23 protein-coding genes and 1 pseudogene are annotated in these 18,820 nt (G+C 72.6%); 8 read left to right on the plus strand and 16 right to left on the minus strand.

Annotation, left to right across the window (positions count from 1 at the left end; all coding sequences use genetic code 11):
* Positions 1 to 63: 63 nt before the first annotated feature.
* The 6 genes from ACIPN7_RS18055 to ACIPN7_RS18080 are packed head-to-tail and all read right to left on the minus strand — an operon-like array spanning position 64 to position 5,800.
* Entirely contained in the window at positions 64 to 1,047 is a 984-nt protein-coding gene (locus tag ACIPN7_RS18055; protein WP_400545104.1) for a ThuA domain-containing protein, read from the minus strand.
* Between the two features lie 56 nt (positions 1,048 to 1,103).
* Positions 1,104 to 1,898 (minus strand): ABC transporter ATP-binding protein, encoded by a 795-nt coding sequence (locus ACIPN7_RS18060; protein WP_400545106.1) that lies wholly within the window; start codon positions 1,896 to 1,898, stop codon positions 1,104 to 1,106.
* Positions 1,888 to 2,628, minus strand: a complete 741-nt coding sequence (locus tag ACIPN7_RS18065) for an ABC transporter ATP-binding protein (protein ID WP_400545109.1) — start codon at positions 2,626 to 2,628, stop codon at positions 1,888 to 1,890. Before ACIPN7_RS18065 ends, ACIPN7_RS18060 begins: the two co-directional genes overlap by 11 nt.
* A complete protein-coding gene (locus tag ACIPN7_RS18070; protein WP_400545112.1) occupies positions 2,625 to 3,698 on the minus strand; it encodes a branched-chain amino acid ABC transporter permease in 1,074 nt (357 codons plus the stop codon). The genes ACIPN7_RS18065 and ACIPN7_RS18070 overlap by 4 nt, the downstream gene beginning before the upstream one ends.
* Positions 3,682 to 4,566: a branched-chain amino acid ABC transporter permease gene (locus ACIPN7_RS18075; RefSeq protein ID WP_400545115.1), complete on the minus strand. Its 885-nt coding sequence runs from the start codon at positions 4,564 to 4,566 to the stop codon at positions 3,682 to 3,684. The genes ACIPN7_RS18070 and ACIPN7_RS18075 overlap by 17 nt, the downstream gene beginning before the upstream one ends.
* A gap of 4 nt (positions 4,567 to 4,570) precedes the next feature.
* A complete protein-coding gene (locus ACIPN7_RS18080) occupies positions 4,571 to 5,800 on the minus strand; it encodes an amino acid ABC transporter substrate-binding protein (RefSeq protein ID WP_400545118.1) in 1,230 nt (409 codons plus the stop codon).
* A 141-nt stretch (positions 5,801 to 5,941) separates the two neighbouring features.
* On the opposite strand from ACIPN7_RS18080, the gene ACIPN7_RS18085 reads away from it, so the two are divergent.
* The gene (locus tag ACIPN7_RS18085; RefSeq protein ID WP_400545121.1) at positions 5,942 to 6,976 is read left to right on the plus strand and encodes a LacI family DNA-binding transcriptional regulator; all 1,035 of its coding nucleotides are present in this window, start codon (positions 5,942 to 5,944) and stop codon (positions 6,974 to 6,976) included.
* Positions 6,977 to 7,140: 164 nt separating this feature from the next.
* Here the strand turns inward: ACIPN7_RS18085 and ACIPN7_RS18090 are convergent, their stop codons facing one another.
* On the minus strand, positions 7,141 to 8,412 hold the full coding sequence (locus ACIPN7_RS18090) for an exo-alpha-sialidase (protein WP_400545124.1): 1,272 nt from the start codon (positions 8,410 to 8,412) through the stop codon (positions 7,141 to 7,143).
* Between the two features lie 178 nt (positions 8,413 to 8,590).
* Here ACIPN7_RS18090 and ACIPN7_RS18095 point away from each other — a divergent pair, with 178 nt between their 5' ends.
* Both ACIPN7_RS18095 and ACIPN7_RS18100 read left to right on the plus strand, forming a co-directional pair.
* Positions 8,591 to 8,980 carry an ArsR/SmtB family transcription factor gene (locus ACIPN7_RS18095; RefSeq protein ID WP_400545127.1) on the plus strand — a complete coding sequence of 130 codons (390 nt, stop codon included), beginning with the start codon at positions 8,591 to 8,593 and terminating at the stop codon, positions 8,978 to 8,980.
* A 1-nt stretch (position 8,981) separates the two neighbouring features.
* Positions 8,982 to 9,482 carry an SRPBCC family protein gene (locus ACIPN7_RS18100; RefSeq protein WP_400545130.1) on the plus strand — a complete coding sequence of 167 codons (501 nt, stop codon included), beginning with the start codon at positions 8,982 to 8,984 and terminating at the stop codon, positions 9,480 to 9,482.
* 120 nt (positions 9,483 to 9,602) lie between these two features.
* Here the strand turns inward: ACIPN7_RS18100 and ACIPN7_RS18105 are convergent, their stop codons facing one another.
* Positions 9,603 to 10,907: an MFS transporter gene (locus tag ACIPN7_RS18105; RefSeq protein ID WP_400545133.1), complete on the minus strand. Its 1,305-nt coding sequence runs from the start codon at positions 10,905 to 10,907 to the stop codon at positions 9,603 to 9,605.
* Between the two features lie 81 nt (positions 10,908 to 10,988).
* Between ACIPN7_RS18105 and ACIPN7_RS18110 the strand changes: the two genes are divergently transcribed.
* The 3 genes from ACIPN7_RS18110 (at position 10,989) to ACIPN7_RS18120 (ending at position 14,867) form a co-directional block, all read left to right on the plus strand.
* Positions 10,989 to 11,897: a LysR family transcriptional regulator gene (locus ACIPN7_RS18110; RefSeq protein ID WP_400545136.1), complete on the plus strand. Its 909-nt coding sequence runs from the start codon at positions 10,989 to 10,991 to the stop codon at positions 11,895 to 11,897.
* Between the two features lie 174 nt (positions 11,898 to 12,071).
* On the plus strand, positions 12,072 to 13,481 hold the full coding sequence (locus tag ACIPN7_RS18115; RefSeq protein WP_400545139.1) for an MFS transporter: 1,410 nt from the start codon (positions 12,072 to 12,074) through the stop codon (positions 13,479 to 13,481).
* A 114-nt stretch (positions 13,482 to 13,595) separates the two neighbouring features.
* Complete coding sequence (locus tag ACIPN7_RS18120; protein WP_400545142.1) at positions 13,596 to 14,867, plus strand: ATP-grasp domain-containing protein; 1,272 nt, start codon at positions 13,596 to 13,598, stop codon at positions 14,865 to 14,867.
* A 102-nt stretch (positions 14,868 to 14,969) separates the two neighbouring features.
* Here the strand turns inward: ACIPN7_RS18120 and rpmF are convergent, their stop codons facing one another.
* Genes rpmF through rpmB form a run of 6 tightly spaced genes read right to left on the minus strand, consistent with a single transcriptional unit; the run spans position 14,970 to position 16,350 of the window.
* A complete protein-coding gene (gene rpmF, locus ACIPN7_RS18125; RefSeq protein WP_377232394.1) occupies positions 14,970 to 15,137 on the minus strand; it encodes a 50S ribosomal protein L32 in 168 nt (55 codons plus the stop codon).
* A 3-nt stretch (positions 15,138 to 15,140) separates the two neighbouring features.
* A complete protein-coding gene (rpmG, locus tag ACIPN7_RS18130) occupies positions 15,141 to 15,308 on the minus strand; it encodes a 50S ribosomal protein L33 (RefSeq protein WP_285106734.1) in 168 nt (55 codons plus the stop codon).
* Positions 15,308 to 15,610, minus strand: coding sequence for a type B 50S ribosomal protein L31 (locus tag ACIPN7_RS18135; protein WP_400545147.1), 303 nt, complete (start codon positions 15,608 to 15,610; stop codon positions 15,308 to 15,310). The genes rpmG and ACIPN7_RS18135 overlap by 1 nt, the downstream gene beginning before the upstream one ends.
* A gap of 17 nt (positions 15,611 to 15,627) precedes the next feature.
* Entirely contained in the window at positions 15,628 to 15,750 is a 123-nt protein-coding gene (gene ykgO, locus ACIPN7_RS18140; protein WP_020013141.1) for a type B 50S ribosomal protein L36, read from the minus strand.
* A 58-nt stretch (positions 15,751 to 15,808) separates the two neighbouring features.
* Positions 15,809 to 16,114, minus strand: a complete 306-nt coding sequence (gene rpsN / locus ACIPN7_RS18145; RefSeq protein ID WP_400545150.1) for a 30S ribosomal protein S14 — start codon at positions 16,112 to 16,114, stop codon at positions 15,809 to 15,811.
* On the minus strand, positions 16,114 to 16,350 hold the full coding sequence (rpmB, locus tag ACIPN7_RS18150; protein ID WP_026365262.1) for a 50S ribosomal protein L28: 237 nt from the start codon (positions 16,348 to 16,350) through the stop codon (positions 16,114 to 16,116). Before rpmB ends, rpsN begins: the two co-directional genes overlap by 1 nt.
* Before the next feature lie 125 nt (positions 16,351 to 16,475).
* On the opposite strand from rpmB, the pseudogene ACIPN7_RS18155 reads away from it, so the two are divergent.
* Together ACIPN7_RS18155 and ACIPN7_RS18160 are read left to right on the plus strand one after the other, a co-directional pair.
* Positions 16,476 to 16,958 (plus strand): annotated as a pseudogene (locus ACIPN7_RS18155) (cobalamin biosynthesis protein CobW); the annotation flags it as partial.
* 368 nt (positions 16,959 to 17,326) lie between these two features.
* Positions 17,327 to 17,653, plus strand: coding sequence for a GTP-binding protein (locus tag ACIPN7_RS18160; RefSeq protein ID WP_400545554.1), 327 nt, complete (start codon positions 17,327 to 17,329; stop codon positions 17,651 to 17,653).
* Positions 17,654 to 17,680: 27 nt separating this feature from the next.
* Here the strand turns inward: ACIPN7_RS18160 and ACIPN7_RS18165 are convergent, their stop codons facing one another.
* Both ACIPN7_RS18165 and ACIPN7_RS18170 read right to left on the minus strand, forming a co-directional pair.
* Positions 17,681 to 18,196, minus strand: a complete 516-nt coding sequence (locus ACIPN7_RS18165) for a GNAT family N-acetyltransferase (RefSeq protein WP_400545154.1) — start codon at positions 18,194 to 18,196, stop codon at positions 17,681 to 17,683.
* A gap of 86 nt (positions 18,197 to 18,282) precedes the next feature.
* Positions 18,283 to 18,738 (minus strand): NUDIX domain-containing protein, encoded by a 456-nt coding sequence (locus tag ACIPN7_RS18170; protein ID WP_400545157.1) that lies wholly within the window; start codon positions 18,736 to 18,738, stop codon positions 18,283 to 18,285.
* Positions 18,739 to 18,820: the final 82 nt, after the last annotated feature.

An 18,820-nucleotide genomic window follows, 5' to 3' on the forward strand; every position in this document is an offset into this window, starting at 1 on the left:
GTCGTCATTGCGGAGTGCTGAGCGGTGCGAGTGCTGTGCGGTGCTGTGTGTGATGGACCGGACCTACCGGCAGAACGGCCGCTCGCCGGCCGCGCTGAGGATGCCGCCCACCACGTGGGTCTTGAACGAGTCGGCGCCGGGCAGCGTCGAGTCCGCGGTCCAGGCGGCCGGGTCGTGGCCGAGCGAGGTGACCCACGCGCGGCCGCCGTCGTAGTACTGGCACCAGGAGACGGGGTGCTCGCCGGCGTGCCCGGGGTGCCCGTTGAAGCCGGGGCCGGAGCCGATCGTGTCGGTGTCCACCTCGGCGAGGAACCGCACACCCGTGGGGAACGGTTCGAGGTTGTACCACTCGTCGCGGAAGTCCCACCGGCGCGGCAGGTCCTTCGTGGAGGCGTCGCGCCGGTCCACGGTGAGCACCTGCCCGTCGCGGTGCGGCCCGTGGTCGTAGAAGTTGGCGCCGCCGAGCAGCCCCTGGAACCACGGCCAGTGGTACATCGCGCCGAGCGTGTTGTGCACCGCGACGAAGCCGCCGCCCGAGCGGACGTACTGCAGCAGCGCCGTCTGCGACGCGTCGTCGAGCATGGTGCGGGAGTTGCTGAGGAACACCACGGCGTCGTACGGCGCGAGCTTGGCCGGGGCGTCGAGCTGGCGCACGTCCTCGGTCCAGTCCACCTCGAACCCGTACTCCTGCCCCCAGCGGATCACCGCGTTCTGCGCGACGTGCGCCGAGGTGAGCGGCGGGTTCATCCCGGCGGGCAGCAGCGGCCCGAGGTGGGCGTGCCGCGAGACGCCGGTCGCGGTGAACACCAGCACGCGCACCCGCCCGTCGGTGGTGCGCGGCAGGTCCCAGTCGTTGTAGCAGGCCGGGTCCGTGCCCCGGCAGACGCCGTAGTCGGCGATCTTGTCCTGGTAGGGGTCCTGGCGGCCCGCGGACGACGATGCCGGTGCGAGGTGCAGGCCGGCGAGCAGCGCGGCCAGGATCGCCAGGCCGAGCACGACCTGTCCCGCGCCGCCGAGCGACTTTCCGAGCATGGTTCTGAACGACATGACGGTTCTCCTTTGAACAGCCAGCAGTCAGCCCTCATCGGGAGGGGTGGGGGTCCTTACGAGACCTCCTTCGGGCGGCCGCCCAGGTAGAGCTGGGCCAGCCGCGGGTCCGCGAGGAGGTCCGGGGCGGGGCCGGTGATGTGCACGCGGCCCAGGTCGAGCACGCAGCCGACGTCGGCCGACTCCAGCGCGCGCCGTGCGTTCTGCTCCACGAGCAGCACCGCGGTGCCGGCGTCGCGCATGCGCTGCACCTGCTCGAACACGACCGCCGTCGCCTTGGGGTCCAGCCCCATCGACGGCTCGTCCAGCAGCACCACCTTGGGCCGCACCATGAGCGAGCGGGCGAACTCGACCTGCTTCTGCTGCCCGCCCGACAGCGCGCCCGCCAGGGCGGACCACCGTTCACCGACCAGCGGGAACAGGTCCGTCACGGCGTCCGTGCGGGCCGCGATCTCCGTGCGGTCGCGCACGGTGTAGGCGCCGAGCAGCACGTTCTCGGCCACCGTCATCTCGGGGAACACGCTGTGCCCCTGCGGCACGTGCGACAGCCCGGCGGCCAGGAGCTGCTGCGGCGAGCGCCCGGTGACGTCCACGCCGTCGACCACCACCTGGCCGGCGCGCGGTCTGAGCAGGCCGCTGGCCACCTTGAGCACCGTCGACTTGCCGGCGCCGTTGGGGCCCACGAGGCAGACCACGCTGCCGGGCGCCACCGTCACGGACAGCCCGCGCAGCACGAGGGCGGCGCGGCCGTAGCCGGCCTGCACGTCGGTCAGGCGCAGCAGGGGTTCGGCCGCGGGGCCGGGTGCGGCGGCCGGTCCGGCCGCGGTCTCGGGGGCGAGTTCAGACGCCAAGGTAGGCCTCCAGCACCTGCGGGTCGTCCTGCACGACGGCGGGGGTGCCCTGCGCGATCGGGCGGCCCCGGTCGAACACCACCACGTGGTGGCTCAGGCCCATGACCAGCTCCATGTTGTGCTCCACGATGATGAAGGTGCGGCCCTCGGCGTTGAGCTCCCGCACCAGGTCGGCGATGCGGTCCACGAGCGCGGGGTTCACGCCGCCGGCCGGCTCGTCGAGCATGATCGTGTGCGGGTCGCCCATGAGCACCCCGGCCAGCTCCAGCAGCTTCTGCTGGCCGTAGGAGATGTCGCGGGCCTCGGCGTGCTCCAGGTGGTCGATGCCCACGCGGGCCAGCAGCTCGCGGGCCCGGGCGACGTCGTCCGGGTTGCGCATGCCGCGCAGCCGCTCCAGCAGGCCGTGCGGCTGCACCGCGACCAGCACGTTCTCCAGCACCGTGAGCCGCGGGAAGACGCGGCAGAGCTGGAAGCTGCGGCCGATCCCGGACCGGGCGATCCGGTGCGGGGCGAGCCCGGTCACGTCCCGGTCCCGGTAGGTCACCGTGCCGGCGTCCGGCTTGATCATGCCGGTGACGCAGTTGAAGAACGTGGTCTTGCCGGAGCCGTTGGGCCCGATCAGGGCGTTGATCTCGCCGTCGTGGAACGCCACGGAGGCGCCGTCGACGGCGCGCACGCCGCCGAACGACTTGGTCAGGCCCTCGGTGGTGACGGAGCCGGTGGTGCTCATCGGGTTGCCTCCTCGCGCTGCTTCTTGTCGCGCTGCCGGGCGAGCTCCTCGGCGCTCACCTCGCGGATCGACGCCGCGCGCTGCCGCCGGTTCAGGAACGAGGTGAGGGCCGGGATGACGCCGTCGGGCATGAACAGGACGACCAGGCCGAGCAGGATGCCCGTGGCGACCAGGTGGAACTGCGTGTCGCCGTACTGCGACTTGAACACCTCGACCGCGTACCCCACGACGACGGCGCCGAGCAGCGGGCCGAACAGGCTGCGCACCCCGCCGAGCAGGGACATGAGCACCATGTAGGTGCCGACCAGGATCGAGAACTGGAAGATCGGGTCGAGGTAGCCGAACCACAGGGCGTACAGGCCGCCGCCCAGCGCGGTGAAGAACGCGCTGGTCACCAGAGCGGTGAGCTTGTACGCGAACGTCGGCACGCCGAGCGCCTGCGCCTTGTCCTCGTCCTCGCGGATGGCCTTGAGCCCCGCGCCGAGCCGGGACCGCTCGATGGCCCACCAGGTCAGCAGGGCCAGCGCCAGCAGCACGGCGTGCAGGTAGAAGAACCGTTCGTGCTGCTCGGGCCGCAGCACGTCCGGGCCGAACGGCCGGGGCACACGCAGCCCGCCCGAGCCGCCGGTGAACGTGTGCCAGCTCTGGAACGTGAGCTGCAGGATGAGCACCAGCGCGATCGACACGATCACGAACGAGGCGCCACGCACCCGCAGCGACGCGATGCCGACCGGGATCGCGATCAGCGCCACGATCAGGGCCCCGACCACGAGCGCGAGCCACGGGTCCATCCCGGACCGCAGGATCAGCAGCGCGGTGGCGTACCCGCCGAGGCCCGAGTACGCGGCGTGCCCGAGCGAGATGTAGCCGGTGAACCCGCCCACCAGGTTCCAGGACGTGGCGAGCACGGCGTAGCTCAGGATCACCACGCCCACGGACAGGATGAACGGGTCGGGGGCCAGCGACGGGAACAGGAGCACGACCACCACGAGGGCGAGCAGGGCGGCGATCCGGACCACGCGCGCCGTCGTCGGGCCGGAGGCTCTGGCGGGGCTAGAAGCGTTGGGCAAGGCGACCTCCGAAGAATCCCTGCGGGCGGATCATGAGGGTCACGAACAGGGCCAGGTAGAACACGGTCTGCGCCCAGGTGGTACCGAGCGGCACCTGCAGCAGGCTCGCGGCCACGCCGAGCAGCAGGGCCGCGACGGCCGCCCCGGGGATGCTGCCCAGCCCGCCCACGACGATGATCGCCATCAGCGGCCCGATCCAGTGCCAGTGCAGCGACGGGTAGATCGTGTAGTCCAGGGCCAGCGCCGTCCCGCCGACGGCGGCCGTGGCCAGCCCCAGCCCGAAGCCGAGCCCGGCCACGCGGTCCGTGTCGATGCCGATCAGCCGCGCCGCCTCCGGGTGCTGGGTGGTGGCCCGCAGCGCCCGGCCGAACGACGTCTTGCGCAGGATCACGTACAGCGCGCCGAGCGACAGGGCCGCCAGGCCGAACGCGATGAGCTTCACGACGGCGATGCTGACGCCCGCCACCTCGATGCTCGTGCCCGAGTAGCCGAGCTGGACGCGGCGCTGCGTGCCGGTCCAGACGAACCCGAGCAGGCCCTCGATCGTCAGCGCGACGGCGAACGTGAGGAGCACCGACATGGTGGTCAGGGTGATGGGCCGCAGCCGGGACACCAGGAACCGCTGCATCCCGTAACCGACCACGAAGAACAGCGGCACCGTCACGACCAGCGACAGCAGCGGGTCGATCCCCGTGCGCTCGTGGAAGTACCAGGCGAGGTAGGCGGCCAGGATCAGGAACGCCGAGTGGGCGATCATGACCACCCGCATCACGCCGAAGTACAGGGTCAGGCCGGCGGCCAGGAGGGCGTAGAGCCCGCCCAGGAGGACGCCGAGCACCAGGCTCTGCGCGAACAGGGCACCGGTCATCGGGTCACCACGCGGGCTTCGGGTGGACGAGGTCGGCTTCCTTGACGTCGTCGGGCAGCACGATCTTGATCTCGCCGTCCACGTACTGCTGGATCAGGTGCGCGCTCTGCGGCCGGCCCTGCGCGTCCCAGCTCAGCGCGCCGACCACGGTCTCCACCTCGTTCTCGTGGAGCCACCCGACGAGCTGCTCCTGGCACTCCGGGCTCGGGTCGGCGCAGCCCACGGCCTCCACGGCCGCCGCGACGACCTGGCCGGTGGTCCAGGCGTTCGCCTCGTCCTCGGCCGGCGGGGCGTCGTGCTCCGCCGTGTAGAACTCCACGAACTCCTCGTTGGACGGGTACGGCGCCGTGGGCGTGTACCCGGTCGGGGCGAGGATGCCCTCGGTCTTGTCGCCGATCGCCGCCGGGAACTCCGCGTTCGTGGGCGCGCCCGAGATCGCCGCCATCTGCGGCTGGTAGTCCTGCTGCTGGAGTGCGACCACGAGGTTCACGCCGTCCTGGTACTGCGACCCCACGATCAGCAGGTCCGCCTTCGAGTCCGCGATCTTCGCCGCGATGCCGCTGAAGTCGGTGGTGTTCGGCGGGTACACCTCGTCGACCACCACCTCGATCCCGGCCTCGGCGAGCTGGTCGCGCAGGCCGTACGCGGTGCCCTGCGCGAACGGGTCGTCCATCGAGGCCACGGCGATCGTCTTCGGCCGCTCGTCCTCGGGCAGCGCGAGGATGTACTCGGCCAGGTGGTCGTAGTGGTCGTCGGCGATGGCCGGCGCCGCGTAGAACAGGTTGTCGAAGCCCTGCTCGAAGACCTCCGCCGCGGCGCCCGCCGGCTCCACGAAGAGGAAGCCGTAGTCCTGGGCGACCTGCGCCGCCGGCACCACCAGCCGGGTCGAGAACGGCCCGAAGACCAGGTCCACGCCGTCCTGGTTGATCAGCCGCTCGTAGTCCGAGGCGACCCGGTCCGCGTTCGACTGGTCGTCGACGATGACCAGCTCGACCTGGCGCCCCAGCAGCCCGCCGTTCTCGTTGACGTGCTTGGCCCAGGCCTCGTAGCCGCGCTGCACCCCCTTGCCCGGCTCGGCGAAGTCGCCCGTCAGGGGCAGCGAGACGCCGATGACGATCGGGTCGTCGGGGCCGGCGGCCTCACCGCCCTGCTCCGGGCTCGCCAGACAGGCGGACAGGGACAGTGCCGAGGCCGCGGCGATTGCCGCTACCGTCAGGCGTCGGGTTGCTCTCATGGTCCACTCCCTTGTGGGTCCACATCATCGTGGGCAAGCGCTTCCGTAACCGCTTACGGCACTCTAGGAACTGGGACGCTGTGTGACAAGGGTGTTGGCACCATCCATTACCTGTCGCTTTACCTGTGGCGAGGAGATTCGATGCGCAAGCACACCGCCGGGCTCCGCCTGGTCGACGTCGCAGAGCACGCCGGCGTGTCCATCGCGACCGCCTCCCGGGCGCTGTCCGGGGCCGCCGGGGTGTCTGAGGCCCTCGCCGAACGGGTCCGGGCGGTCGCGGCCGAGCTGGGCTACGTCGCGAACGTGCACGCGCGCTCCCTGGCGAGCGGCGCCAGCCCGTCCGTCGGGCTGGTGGTGCACGAGATCGGCGACCCGTACTTCGCCGAGATCGCCAGCGGCGTGCTCGAGGTCGCGGGCGCCCACGGCCGCATGGTGCAGATCTGCCACACCGGCCGGGACCCGCACGCCGAGGTTGCCCAGCTGCGGGCGCTCGCGGGTGCGGGTGTGGGGATCATCGTCGTGGCCGGGTCCGGGCACCTCGACCGGGACGTCCAGGCGCAGATGAAGGCGCAGGTGCAGGCCTTCGAGGCGGCCGGCGGGCGGGTCGCCGTGATCGGCCGGCACCCCCAGCTCGGCGTCGACGCCGTGGTGCCGGCCAACGTCGCGGGCGGCCGGGCCATCGCCGAGCACCTGCTCGGGCTCGGGCACCGGCGGATCGCCGTCGCGGCCGGGTCGCGGCGGCTCGCCACGATGGCCGACCGGATCGCCGGCGTCGAGCAGGCGCTCGTCGTCCACGGCCTGCGGCTGGCCGACGTGCCCGTGGTCGAGGCGGCGTTCACGCTCGACGGCGGCAAGGACGCCGCCGGGCAGATCCTCGACGCCCACCCGGACGTCACGGCGATCCTCGCGCTCAACGACGACATGGCGGTCGGCGTGCTGTCGGTGCTGGGGGAGCGGGGCGTCTCGGTGCCGGGCGACGTCTCCGTCACGGGGTTCGACGACGTGACCGTGGCCGGCCACCTCTCGCCCGCGCTGACGACGGTGCGCCTGCCGATGAAGGAGATGGGGCGGCAGGCGCTGGAGCTCGCTCTCCTGCCGCGGGCCGCGCGCGCCCGCCGTCGCACGGCGGAGCAGCGGCTGATGGTCCGGGCGTCGACGGCGCCGGTGCGGGGCTGAGGCGTTGCCGCGCCGAGACGGCTCTCCGGGGAAAGCACGATGCACCCGGAGGGGTAACGGAGAGGTAGCAGTGCTCCCTCTGCGTTACCCCTCCGGCTGCGCGTGCTTTACCAGCGCCGGCGAATCAGCCTGGAGCGTCCGCGTGGATCAGGCCGGACGCCGGCCTACGACGCCGGGACGAGCCAGCTCGGGTCGAACCGGCGCAGCACCACGGCGCACGGGTAGTCGTTGAGCTGGCCGATCGTCGGGTTGGCGTCCTGTACCCGGCGCGCCTCGACCAGGGCCAGGACGATGCCGCTCCCCGTCGAGGTCAGCGCGGAGTAGCCGCCCTCGCGCAGGTCGCCCACCTGGTTGCCCTCGCTGGCCAGCGGGTCGGTGCTCAGGAACCGCTCGTAGGCGTTGGGCCATGTCTCGCCGTTGTCGGCGCTCGCCCGCAGCTTCATCTGGTAGCGGTTGTCATCCTGCTGGCTCGCGGAGTTGAGGTGGATGAGGAACGGGTTGCCGTTGATCGTGTGCGAGATCTGCGCTGCATGGGCCCCGGGGTCGATGATCTGGGTACGCCAGTACTCGCTGCCGAACTGCTGCCAGCTTCCCGGGTTACCGATAGCGATCCTGCGGGTGTTCGGGAACGTGCCCCCGTTCTTGATCTCCGCGTCCAGCGCACGGTAGTTCAGGATCAGCTGGCCATCGGAGCGCTCCGCCACGGTGCCTTCGCCGTACGGCAGTCCGTGCCCGTCGGCGGCCTTGAGGAAACCGCCAGGGATGGAGACGTTCGACCAGTCCCCGCCCGGCGCCTTGGTGATCAGGCGTCCGCGGGCCGGGACCACGAGGGTGCCGTCGACGCGCTGGATCCCGTTGCCGGGGCCGATGAAGTCGTTGCCCGCGTTCCGGTTCAGGTCGGTTCGTGCTACTGGGCTCGTCCAGGTCGCGCCGTTGTTGTCCGAGGTCAGGACGTAGACGTCGGGCTCCACGTTGTATTCCGCGCCTTCCTGTCGACGCAGCGTGAAACAGGTGACCCGACCGGTGGTGCGGTCGTGCACCAGCGTCGGGTTGGTCCAGCCACCTGCTCCGGCTCCGGCGATGGTTGTCGCAACGCTCCAGGTCAGGCCGGAGTCGGTCGACCGGCGCATCAGCAGGTTGATGTTGCCGCTGGCGTCCGCGACGCCGTCCGGCCGGCCCTCGACGACCGCGATGACCACGCCGGTACCCGGGATCGCCAGGATCGCCGGGATCCGGCACGAGTGGTAGTTGCCGTTGCCGCTCTCCTTCGGGATCGACGCGGCTCCAGCCTGCGCGTCCCCGAAGAGCATCTTGCTCTCCATACCGTCCGGGTCCAGGGCGAACGCCCGCTGCGGGGACGCCACCCCCACTCCCGTGAGTCCGAGCGCGGCCACACCAGCCGCTCCACCGAGAAACATCCGACGCGAAAGCGTCATGCCCCATCCCTCACAGACCTCGTTGGAAGACGCCGGCCGGGCAGATCGTGCACGGCCGACCGGGCACCACGGTGCACGCCGTGCCAATAGGGCGTCAAGGAAAGGTGCAGAACCATGAAAGTGCTGCCCGGGCATGCGCAGCTATTGACGCATGCCGATATGGGTATATATTTGAGCCATGGCACGAGCAGCGACCACGACCGACGCGTTCAACGCGGTGGCCGAGCCGCGCCGTCGCGAGATCCTCGACGCCCTCGCCGGCGGCGAGCTCGCGGTGGGCGACCTGGTCGAGCTGCTCGGGCTCGCCCAGCCGCAGGTATCCAAGCACCTGCGGGTGCTGCGGGAGGTGGGACTGGTGGACGTGCGCGACGACGGGCGCCGCCGGCTGTACCGGGTCAACGGCGCGCCGCTGCAGGCCGTCCACGACTGGGTCTCGCAGTACGAGCGCCTCTGGAACGAGCGGTTCGACCTGGTCGACGAGGTGCTGGGCGAGCTGGTGGAGCAGGAGACCGCGCCGGGGGACGCGGCCGCGACGGGTACCGATGCAGGAACCGGACAAGGAGACTGACATGACCACGACGACCAAGGGCAGCGCCGTCCTGACGCTGCCGACCGACACCGAGATCCTGGTGACCAGGGAGTTCAACGCACCTCGGCACCTGGTGTGGAGGGTGCTCACCGAGCCCGAGCTGATCAGGCGCTGGTGGGCCGGGCAGCGCGGCACCGTGACCGAGGCGATCGTGGACCTGCGGGTCGGCGGGGCGTGGCGGTACGTGATGACCGCGAACGACGGCTTCGAGGTCGGGTTCCACGGCGAGTACCGCGAGATCGAGGCCCCCGAGCGCATGACGCACACGGAGGTGTTCGAGGGGATGCCCGACGGTGACTCCGAGCCCAGCCTGAACCACTACACGCTCACCGAGCAGGACGGGCGCACCACGCTCACCGTCCGCACGGTCGTGTCCGGCAAGGACGTGCGCGACATGATCATCGCCACCGGCATGGAGGGCGGCATGCAGGAGGGCTACGACCTGGTCGAGGAGCTGGCCGTCGAGCTGGCGAGCGCCTGACCACGCCGTCGGCCCCGGGCGCACCGCCGTCCGCCACCCTCCCACTCACCTTCGAGGCCCGAGTTTCTTCGCTTTGACCCCGGTCAAAGCGAAGAAACTCGGGCCTCGAAGCGCAGCGGGCTACGCCGGACGGCGGCCCGAGCGCAGCAGGGCCGACGCCGCGGCGAGCAGCACGAGCATCAGCACGCCGAAGGCGAGCACCGCGGCCGGCGTCGGGACCACGCGCAGGAGGACCGCGAGCAGCACGACGGGCAGCGACATGCCGGCATAGGCCGCGAGGAACAGCCCGGCGAGGGCCTCCGCGCGCGACCCGCCGGCCGCGACGGAGACCACCGTGCCGACGCCCGCCTTGAACAGCGTGCCCGCGCCGGCGCCGGTGACGATCCCGCCGGCCACGAGCACCGGGAAGGTCGTCGTGAGCATCGCCCCGACGATCAGCACGAGGCCCGCGGCCAGCAGCGTCACCCCGAGCGTGTGCTGTGCCCGGGTGCTGCGCCGGCCCGTGGCGATCTGGGCCAGGGCGGCGGAGCCGAACACGGCGAAGGAGACGAGTCCCGCGACGGCGTGCGACGTGACGTGCAGGTCGTGGGCAAGGAACGACGGCGCCAGCGAGGTGAACAGCCCGAACATCGCGAAGCTGACGAAGCCCGCCATGAGGGCGCCCGCGTACAGGCCGCGGGATTCGGCCGGGACCGTCACGCGCTGCGGCCGGTAGCGCCAGGGCTCGCCCACGGCGTCGACCGTCTCGGGGACGAGCGTCATCAGCAGCAGCCCGACGACCAGTGCGAACAGCAGGACCAGGTACGGGGTGCGCAGGGGAGCGGGCGCGACGTCGGCCAGGAGGCCGGCGACGAGCGGGCCGAGGCCGATTCCGCCGAGGTTCGCCGCCGTCGAGATCATCTCGGCGTGCCGGCCGGCGGGCCTGCCCGCCGCGGCGCGCGAGGCGGCGTGCAGCTCGGTCATGTGGGCGGTCGCGGTGGCGGTCAGCAGGCCGATGCCGAAGCCCGAGACGAGGCGGGCGAGCAGGAGCAGCCCGAGGTCCGTCGACGTCAGGAAGACGAGCCCCGCGAGCACGTTCAGCAGCACCGCGGGGGCGATCAGGCGCAGGCGTCCGAACCGGTCCGACAGGTGCCCCGCGAGGAAGAGCGCGGCGGTGACGCCGACCGCGTAGGCGGCGAAGACGAACGTGACCGCAAGCGCGCCGAAGCCCTCCCGCTCCTGGTAGATCACGTACAGCGGCGCTGGGGCACCGGCGAAGGCCATCGTCACGGCGAAGACGTAGGCGATGATCCAGAACCCGCGGGCGTGGTGCCGGCGCGGACGGGCGTCGCCCGCGGGGAGGGGAGGCCGGGTGCGGGCCGGCTCCGCCGGCTCGGGCAGGGCCTGGGTGCCGGACGGCGGTGTGGTGCTGGTCGAGAGTGTCACGCCTCGATCGTGCCGAGCCCGACCGATCGTGTCCAACGAATCTTTCCGAAGCCAGATATCGCGATCTGCGATAGTTGGTTCATGCAGCCACATCAGCTCCAGTACTTCGTGGCGATCGCCGAGACGGGAAGCTTCACTGCCGGTGCGCAGCGCGCCCAGGTGGTGCAGTCCGCGGCGTCGACCGCCGTCAAGCAGCTCGAGCGCGAGCTGGGCTGCGCCCTGTTCACCCGGGGCCGCCGCATCGCCCTCACGCCCGAGGGCGAGGCGCTCCTGCCCCGGGCGCGGGACGTGCTCGCGGCGCTGGACGCCGCCCGGGCCGCCGTCGCCGCCACGCGCGGGCAGGTCGCCGGGACGGTGAGCCTCGGCATGATGAACCACCTCGCCGGCTTCGAGCTGGCGAGCCTGCTGGCCGCGTTCGGGCGCGCGCACCCCGCCGTGGTGGTGCACGCCCGGCAGACGGCGACCGGCTCGCGGGGCAGCCTCGACGCCGTGCGCAGCGGCGACCTCGACCTCGCCCTCGTCTCCACGGCCGGCGGGACCGTCTCCGGGCTGCGCCTGCGCTACCTGGACAGCGAGCCGATCCGGTTCGTCTGCCACCGCACCCACCCGCTGGCCGGGCGGGGCGCGGTGCGGCTCGCGCAGATCGCGGACGAGGCCTTCATCGACTCGCCCGTGGGCTGGGGGAACCGTGCGGTGGTCGACGGCGCCTTCGCGGCCGCCGGCCTGCGCCGCACGATCCAGACCGAGGCGACCGACTTCGAGCTGGGCCAGGCGCTGGTCCGCGAACGGCTCGGCGTCATGTTCGTCCCGGCCTCCGCCGTGTCACCCGACCCGCAGCTCGCCGCCCTCGACGTCGAGCCGGCGCTCACGTGGACGGTGCGTCTGGCCCACTCGGCGAGCCGCCCGCTGTCGGCGGCCGCGGCGGCGCTGGCCGCCGAGCTGGAGCGCGGCGGGCGCGGCGATGCGGGGCCGGAGCGCGACGGGCACTAGCGGAGGCCCCGTGGTTCGCGTGGGCAACTATGTAAGGTGCAGGCATCCCCCTCGCGCCGCGCGGACCTCGTGCTGCGGCCGCTCGCGTGCGCGGGACCCGTCTCCTCGCCGAAGGATCGTCTGCCCCACATGAGATTTCGCTTTCCCCCTGGTGACCGTTCCCGCCTCACCCGCATGCCCCGGCCGGGGGTGGTCATCGCGGTGCTCGCGTTCGCCGGCATGGGGGCGTCGTTCATGCAGACGATCCTGCTGCCGATCCAGGCGGAGCTGCCGGTCCTGCTGGGTGTCTCGCGTGACGTCACCGCCTGGGTGATCACCGTGACGCTCCTGGTGGCGGCGATCTGCACGCCCATCTCCGGGCGGCTCGGCGACATGTACGGCAAGAAGACGGTCGCGCTCGCGCTGCTCGGCCTGCTGGCGCTGGGCTCGGTGGTCGCGGCGCTGTCGCCGTCCGTGGTGCTCCTGATCGTCGGGCGGGCGCTGCAGGGCATGGGCATGGGCGTGGTGCCGCTCGGCATCTCGATCCTGCGCGACGTGCTGCACCGCGACCGGCTCGGGTCGGGGATCGCGCTGGTCAGCGCGACGCTCGGCGTCGGCGGGGCGCTCGGCCTGCCCATCAGCGCGTTCGTGACCGAGCGCTACGACTGGCACGTGGTGTTCTGGGTGGCGGCCGGCATCGGCCTGCTCGCGCTGGCGCTGGTCGCGTGGGTCGTGCCCGTCAGCACGCTGCGCACGGGTGGTCGGCTCGACGTCGTCGGCGTGCTCGGCCTCGCGGTCGGCCTGACCGGGGTGCTGCTGGCGGTCTCGCGCGGCAACGACTGGGGCTGGGGATCGCCCCGCACGCTCGGGCTCCTGCTCGGCGGTCTCGTGGTCCTGCTGGTGTGGGGCTGGTACGAGCTGCGGATCGAGGAGCCGCTCGTGGACCTGCGGGTGACGGCGCGCGGCACAGTCCTGTTCACCAACCTGGCCTCGATCGCGATGGGCTTCGCGCTGTTCGCCTCCAACGTGGTGTTCCCGCAGCTCCTGGAGCTGCCGACGGCGGCGGGCGGCCTGGGGCTGACCCTGATGCAGGCCAGCCTGATCCTCATGCCGTCCGGCCTGGTGATGCTCGCCATGTCGCCCGTCTCGGGGCGGCTCGCGCACCGCTTCGGGGCCAAGCCGCTGCTCGCGTCCGGGGCTGCCGTCATCGCGGTCTCCTACGTGATCGCCGTCGTGGTCGACCTCGACGTGTGGCACGTGCTGGTGGTCAACATCGTGGTCGGAGTCGGCATCGGCCTGGGGTTCGCGGCCATGCCCGCGCTGATCATGCAGGTCGTGCCGTCGCACGAGACGGGCGCCGCGAACGGGCTGAACACCCTGATGCGATCGCTGGGCACGACGTCGGCCGCCGCCGTCGTGGGCGGCGTGCTCGCCGCGGGTGGTGCTCAGTTCGAGGGTGTCCCGGTGCCGTCCGGCGACGCGTTCCGCACGGCCCTGCTGCTCGGCCTGCTCGCGTCGCTGGTGTGCACCGTCCTGGCGCTGCTCATCCCGCGGCCCAAGCCGCCCGTCGACGAGCACCCGGCGCTTCCGGACGGGGTGCTGTAGCACGACCCTGTGGATGAACGCTCCCCGGCAAGCAGACGCGCTGTCGGCGTGGCAGGCTGTGCGCCATGTTGAGAACGACTCTCGTTCGCGTTCGCACGCACGGAGCGTGCTGACGTGGCGAACCTGTTGATGATCGAGAGCTGGCTCCAGTCGACCGGCCTGATGCTCCCGCCCCTGCTGCGCGACGCCGGCCACGAGTACGTGCTGATCACCCGCGACCCCGACCTCTACCGGCTGCCCGACGGCGCACCCCACCCGGTCCTCGCGCTCGCCGCCGAGGTGGTCGTCGCCGAGACCAACGACGACGCCGCCCTGCTCGCGGCGGCGCGGGACGTCGCGGCGCGCCGGCCGGTCGACGGCGTGCTGACGACCTGCGACTACTACCTGCCCGCCGTCGCCCACGTCGCGGACTGTCTGGGCCTGCCCGGGGCGCCCGCCGACGTGCTGCGTACTGCGACGCGCAAGCACCTGGTGCGGCACGCACTGGCGGCCGGGGGAGTGCCCGACGTGCCGTTCGCGGTGGCCGCCACCTGGGAGCAGGCGCGCAAGGAGGCCGCGAGCCTCGGCTACCCGCTCGTGGTCAAGCCGGTCGACATGAACTCCGGCACGGCGGTGCGCAAGGTGGTCGACGAGGCCGGGCTCGCCGTGGCCTTCGCCGAGGCGACCGGGCCGGAGCGCAACACCCGGGACCAGCCGCTGGAGCGGCTCGCGCTGCTCGAACGGGTCCTCGAGGGCCCGGAGTACAGCGTCGAGTGCGTGACCCGCGACGGCGTGACGCGGGTGCTCGGCATCACGGCCAAGTCGGTCGCCGAACCCGGCGTGGAGGCGGGGTCGGGCTTCGTCGAGTCGGGGCACCTGTTCCCGGCCCCGCTGACGCCCGGGGTGCGGGAGGCGATCGAGGGGCACGTCGTCGCGGTGCTCGCCGCCGTCGGCCTGACGCACGGCGTCAGCCACACCGAGGTGCGGCTCACCGCGGCCGGCCCGCGGCTGATCGAGCTGAACCCGCGCCAGGGCGGCGGGTACATCTTCGAGCTGGTCCGCCTCGTGACGGGGTTCAGCCCGCTGCGGGTGCTGGTGGACCTGGCGCTCGGGCGCGAACCGGTGCCCGGCCCGTCGGTCGCGACGAGCGCGGCGGTCACGTTCCTGCTCGCCCCGGCGGACGGCGTCGTGCGGGAGGTCCGGGGCGCGGAGCGCCTGGCGGACGACGACCGGGTGCTCGGCCACGAGACGCCGTCGCCCGGCCGCGAGGTGCGGCCGGGCGACAACAACGAGCGGATCGGGCACGTGCTGGTCGTGGACCAGACCGGGCATGCGGCGAAGGACTGGGCCGACGAGCTGGCGGCCGGCCTCGACATCCAGGTCGACGCCGGGGCGCTCGCGCGCTGACCCGGCGCGCCGGGCAGACACCCCCACATGACGAAAGCCCCGGCGCTGCTGCGCCGGGGCTCTCGTGCTGCTGCGCTCCACGAGCTCAGCGGGGTGCGGGTCTCAGTCGGGGACGACCAGGCCGCGCCGGACCGCGGGCACCAGTCGCGCGGGGATGCGCACCTGGCGCCCGTCCACGGTCACCGCGACCAGGTCGGGCACGAGGGCCGTCCACTGCGAGCGGCGGGACCGGGTCCGCGACCGGGACATCTTCCGCTTGGGGACCGCCATCGATCAGCGCTCCTCGCGGAAGTCGACGTGCTGCCGCGCGACGGGGTCGAACTTGCGCAGCACGAGCCGGTCAGGATCGTTGCGCCGGTTCTTGCGGGTCACGTAGGTGAACCCGGTGCCCGCCGTCGAGCGGAGCTTGATCACGGGACGGAGGTCGGTACGCGAGGCCATCAGTTACCACCCTTGCTGTCGTTGCTCGTGTTGTGCTTGGCGTAGCGCTGCCGGAACTTCTCGACGCGTCCGGCCGTGTCGACCACGCGGGCCGAACCGGTCCAGAACGGGTGGCTGGCGCTGCTGATCTCGACGTCGACCACGGGGTAGGTCTGGCCGTCGGACCACTCGATGGTCGCCGTGGGGCGGCCGGGACCGGAGTCCGTGGTGCCGGCGAGCGTCGAACGGGTCAGGAACGTGAAGCCTGCGCTCGCGTCCCGGAAGACCACGGGGCCGTAGGTGGGGTGAAGGTTCTGCTTCATGGCTTGTCTCCTCTTCGTCAGCCCTGGCGCGCCTTCCAGCGCGGGTTGAGCTTGTTGATCACGAACGTCTTGCCGTGCCGGCGCACGACCTTGGCGCCGGGCTTGTCCTTCAGGGACCGCAGTGATGCGCGAACCTTCATGTGTCACTCCTTACGTGCGGGTGGGCGACGGCGGGGCCGCCGGGGGTGCCGGCCGGTCTCACCAGCTCGACTTGGTCACCCCGGGCAGCTCGCCGCGGTGGGCCATCTCGCGCAGGCGGATCCGGGACAGCCCGAACTTCCGCGAGTACGCGCGGGGCCGTCCGTCGACGGCGTCGCGGTTGCGCAGCCGGGTCGGGCTGGCGTCGCGCGGCTGACCGGAGAGCTCCGTGGCCGCGGCCTGGCGCTCCTCGGCCGGCAGGTCGAGCCTGCGGAGGGTGCGCCGCAGCTCCGCGCGCCGCTCGGCGTACCGGACGACGAGCTCGCGGCGCCGCGCGTCGGCGGCGATCTTCGACTTCTTGGCCATCAGACCTTCTCCCCTCTGGCCAGGATCTGGGCGACGACGACGTCGATGCCCTTGCGATCGATGGTCTTGATGCCCTTGGCACTCACTCGCAGCGTGACGTTGCGGCCGAGCGACGGGACCCAGTAGCGCTTCTTCTGGATGTTGGGGTCGAACCGCCGCTTGGTCCGCACGTGGGAGTGCGAAATCGAGTGGCCGAACCCCGGGACGGTGCCCAGCACCTGGCATCTGGCTGACACATGACCTCCTGTGGCGACGGACTGGCCGCCGCTGGTGAGAACCGTTCTCATATCGCGCTACAGTGAATCAGAACTGAGAACGGTTATCAATTATTCCGGGGCCCGCCCCCGGGCGAGGAGGCAGCATGTACCGAACCGGAGACCGCCGCGGAATCATCCCGGTGAGCGTCCTGGCCACCATCGACCCCGTGCTGCGCGACTCCCCGCTGTTCGGCCTGCTCACCGACACACCCGGCGTCGTCGCCACCCGGCACGACATCTACGAGGACCACCTGCGGCGTGTCGTCCTCGACGCCACCGGCGTCCTCGAGGACGTGCTGGTGCCGCTCGAGCACGCCTGCCTGTCCTGCGCCGTCCGCGAGGACGCCGTCCCCACCATCGCGCGCCTCGCCCGCGACGGCCGCTGGACCCACGTGCTGCTCGCGCTCCCCATCAGCGCCGAACCCCTGCCCGCGGCCCGCTCGCTGGCGGCCGAGACCGCACCCGGCGGCGCGCTCGACCACACGCGCATCGCCACGTCCCTCACCGTGGTCGACACCGACACCCTCCAGCACGACCTGCTCGGCGACGACACCCCGCTCGAACGCGGCCTCGGCCTCACGAGCGGCGACGAGCGCTCGGTGGGGGAGGCGCTCGCAGCCCAGATCGAGCAGGCGGACCTCGTGGTGGCCCACGGTTCGCCGGCCGGACCTGCCGACGTCTCGCTGCCGGCGACGGCGTCGGGCCTGCTGGACCGGCTGCGCGGCGCAGGGACGCGCCGCGTGAACGGGCTGCACGCGCTCTCGGCCGCCGGGCTCGCCGCCGCCACGCACTCGCCGGCCCGCGCCGAGCACCGGGCGCACCCGCTCGGCGCGGTCGTCGTCACCGGACCGGGCGGTGTGCCCGAGGACCGGAGCTGGACGCTGGAGCTGCGCTCACCCTGCCGTTCCACCCGGAGCGGCTGCTGGAGCAGATCGAGTCGCTCGGCGCGGGCGGCCTGCGGGCCCGCGGTGTCTTCCACGTGGCCGACCGGCCAGGGCTCGCCTGCCTGTGGGACGGCGCGGGCGGTCAGCTCGCGGTCGGCGACCTGGGCCCGTGGCCGGAGGTCTGCGCGGGCACGCCGCCGCACACCCGGATCGTGGTGGTCGGGGTCGCCGGGCCGGACGCCGGTGCGGGCGCCGTCGGCGGGCCGGACGACGAGCGGCGCCGCCTGCGGGAGGCGTTCCAGGCGGCGCTGTGCACACCCGAGGAGGCCGCCGCCGGCGTCGAGTGGCTGTGGCGCGAGGACCACCTGGCCCCCTGGCTGGGCGCCCGCTCCGCCTGACTCGCGGGGCTGGGGCCGGGCGGTGGGTCAGCGGGGGCAGAGGTAGGCGGCCGTCCGCGGGCGGACGCCGTCGGGGCCGGTCCAGCCGGCCGGCCCCGAGGCCACCCGCACCCAGCCGAGCCGTTCGTACAGGCGGACGGCCGGACCGCCGTCGTCCACCACGTCGAGCACGAGCCGCCGTCCGCGCCGGGTGGGCGCGTCCTCGACGCGCTCCAGCAGCGCGGTGGCGATGCGGGAGCCGCGCGCCTTCGGCGTCACGAACAGGCGGCTCACTCCGGCGAGCCCGGTCACGGTCGTCCGCGCGGCGGCCACCAGCTCCTCGACGTGCTCGACACCGTCGGCGGCGACGAGCATGACGTGGCCGACGACGACGCCGTCGGACAGCGCGACCCACGCCCCGATCGTGCCCGCGGGAGCGAGCCAGGCGACCGGGTCGTCGGGCCAGACCATCGGGTAGCCGTCGCTCTCGTGCACCTGCCGCAGCGCCTCGACGACCCGGTCGAGATGGGCCGTGTGGCGCTGGGCGATCAGGAGGTCGGGCACGGGCTCAAGGTATCCGACGCCCGGTGGGGCCGGCGGCCGGACAGCGGCTCGCGAGCGGGTGAGGAATGGACGCGCGTCGCTCGTCCTCAGCGGAGGTGTCCCCGTTCGACGGCCTGCCGGATCGCCGTCCGGTAACCCTCGGGCAGGTTCAGCGCGCCGGCCTCGTCGGGTGTCACGAGGACCAGCTCCTTGTGCTCGTCGCTGAAGGTGGGTGTGGCGTCGCCGTCGTAGTCGGCGAGGAACGTGAGGACGAGGACATGACGGTGGGGGAAGACCCGGTACACCCAGGTGTGGAAGGGCTCGCCGACCGTGACGTCCCAGGCGAGCTCCTCCTGGATCTCGCGGGCCAGGCACTGCGCCGGGTCCTCGCCGAGGTCGAGCTTGCCGCCGGGCAGCTCCCACTCGTCGCGCTCGTTGCGCAGGAGGGGGAGCCTGCCGCGCCAGCCGATCACCGCCTTGACCGAGACCGGGAGCTGGTACTCGAAGTAGCCGGGATTGCGTTCGACCAGGTAGGGCTCCTCGGGGGAGCGGATGTTGAGCATGGGACCGTCCTACCGCACCGGACCGCCGCACACGATCTCGCGGCGTCGGCACAGCGCCGGCGGGACGCTATTCTGGACGATT

The sequence above is a fragment of the Promicromonospora sp. NPDC090134 genome, assembly GCF_044746965.1.
In the GTDB taxonomy this organism is placed as follows: Bacteria; Actinomycetota; Actinomycetes; order Actinomycetales; family Cellulomonadaceae; genus Promicromonospora.

Bases quoted from the DNA above. Each gene is read 5' to 3' on its own strand.
- ACIPN7_RS18075 (WP_400545115.1), bottom strand. From the start codon at position 4,566: ATGACCGGTGCCCTGTTCGCGCAGAGCCTGGTGCTCGGCGTCCTCCTG.
- rpsN (WP_400545150.1), bottom strand. From the start codon at position 16,114: ATGGCCAAGAAGTCGAAGATCGCCGCCGACGCGCGGCGCCGCGAGCTC.
- ACIPN7_RS18170 (WP_400545157.1), bottom strand. From the start codon at position 18,738: ATGCTCAACATCCGCTCCCCCGAGGAGCCCTACCTGGTCGAACGCAAT.
- ACIPN7_RS18080 (WP_400545118.1), bottom strand. From the start codon at position 5,800: ATGAGAGCAACCCGACGCCTGACGGTAGCGGCAATCGCCGCGGCCTCG.
- ACIPN7_RS18100 (WP_400545130.1), top strand. From the start codon at position 8,982: ATGACCACGACGACCAAGGGCAGCGCCGTCCTGACGCTGCCGACCGAC.
- rpmF (WP_377232394.1), bottom strand. From the start codon at position 15,137: ATGGCGGTCCCCAAGCGGAAGATGTCCCGGTCGCGGACCCGGTCCCGC.
- ykgO (WP_020013141.1), bottom strand. From the start codon at position 15,750: ATGAAGGTTCGCGCATCACTGCGGTCCCTGAAGGACAAGCCCGGCGCC.
- ACIPN7_RS18090 (WP_400545124.1), bottom strand. From the start codon at position 8,412: ATGACGCTTTCGCGTCGGATGTTTCTCGGTGGAGCGGCTGGTGTGGCC.
- ACIPN7_RS18135 (WP_400545147.1), bottom strand. From the start codon at position 15,610: ATGAAGCAGAACCTTCACCCCACCTACGGCCCCGTGGTCTTCCGGGAC.
- ACIPN7_RS18055 (WP_400545104.1), bottom strand. From the start codon at position 1,047: ATGTCGTTCAGAACCATGCTCGGAAAGTCGCTCGGCGGCGCGGGACAG.
- ACIPN7_RS18095 (WP_400545127.1), top strand. From the start codon at position 8,591: ATGGCACGAGCAGCGACCACGACCGACGCGTTCAACGCGGTGGCCGAG.
- ACIPN7_RS18065 (WP_400545109.1), bottom strand. From the start codon at position 2,628: ATGAGCACCACCGGCTCCGTCACCACCGAGGGCCTGACCAAGTCGTTC.
- ACIPN7_RS18110 (WP_400545136.1), top strand. From the start codon at position 10,989: ATGCAGCCACATCAGCTCCAGTACTTCGTGGCGATCGCCGAGACGGGA.
- ACIPN7_RS18115 (WP_400545139.1), top strand. From the start codon at position 12,072: ATGCCCCGGCCGGGGGTGGTCATCGCGGTGCTCGCGTTCGCCGGCATG.
- rpmG (WP_285106734.1), bottom strand. From the start codon at position 15,308: ATGGCCTCGCGTACCGACCTCCGTCCCGTGATCAAGCTCCGCTCGACG.
- ACIPN7_RS18085 (WP_400545121.1), top strand. From the start codon at position 5,942: ATGCGCAAGCACACCGCCGGGCTCCGCCTGGTCGACGTCGCAGAGCAC.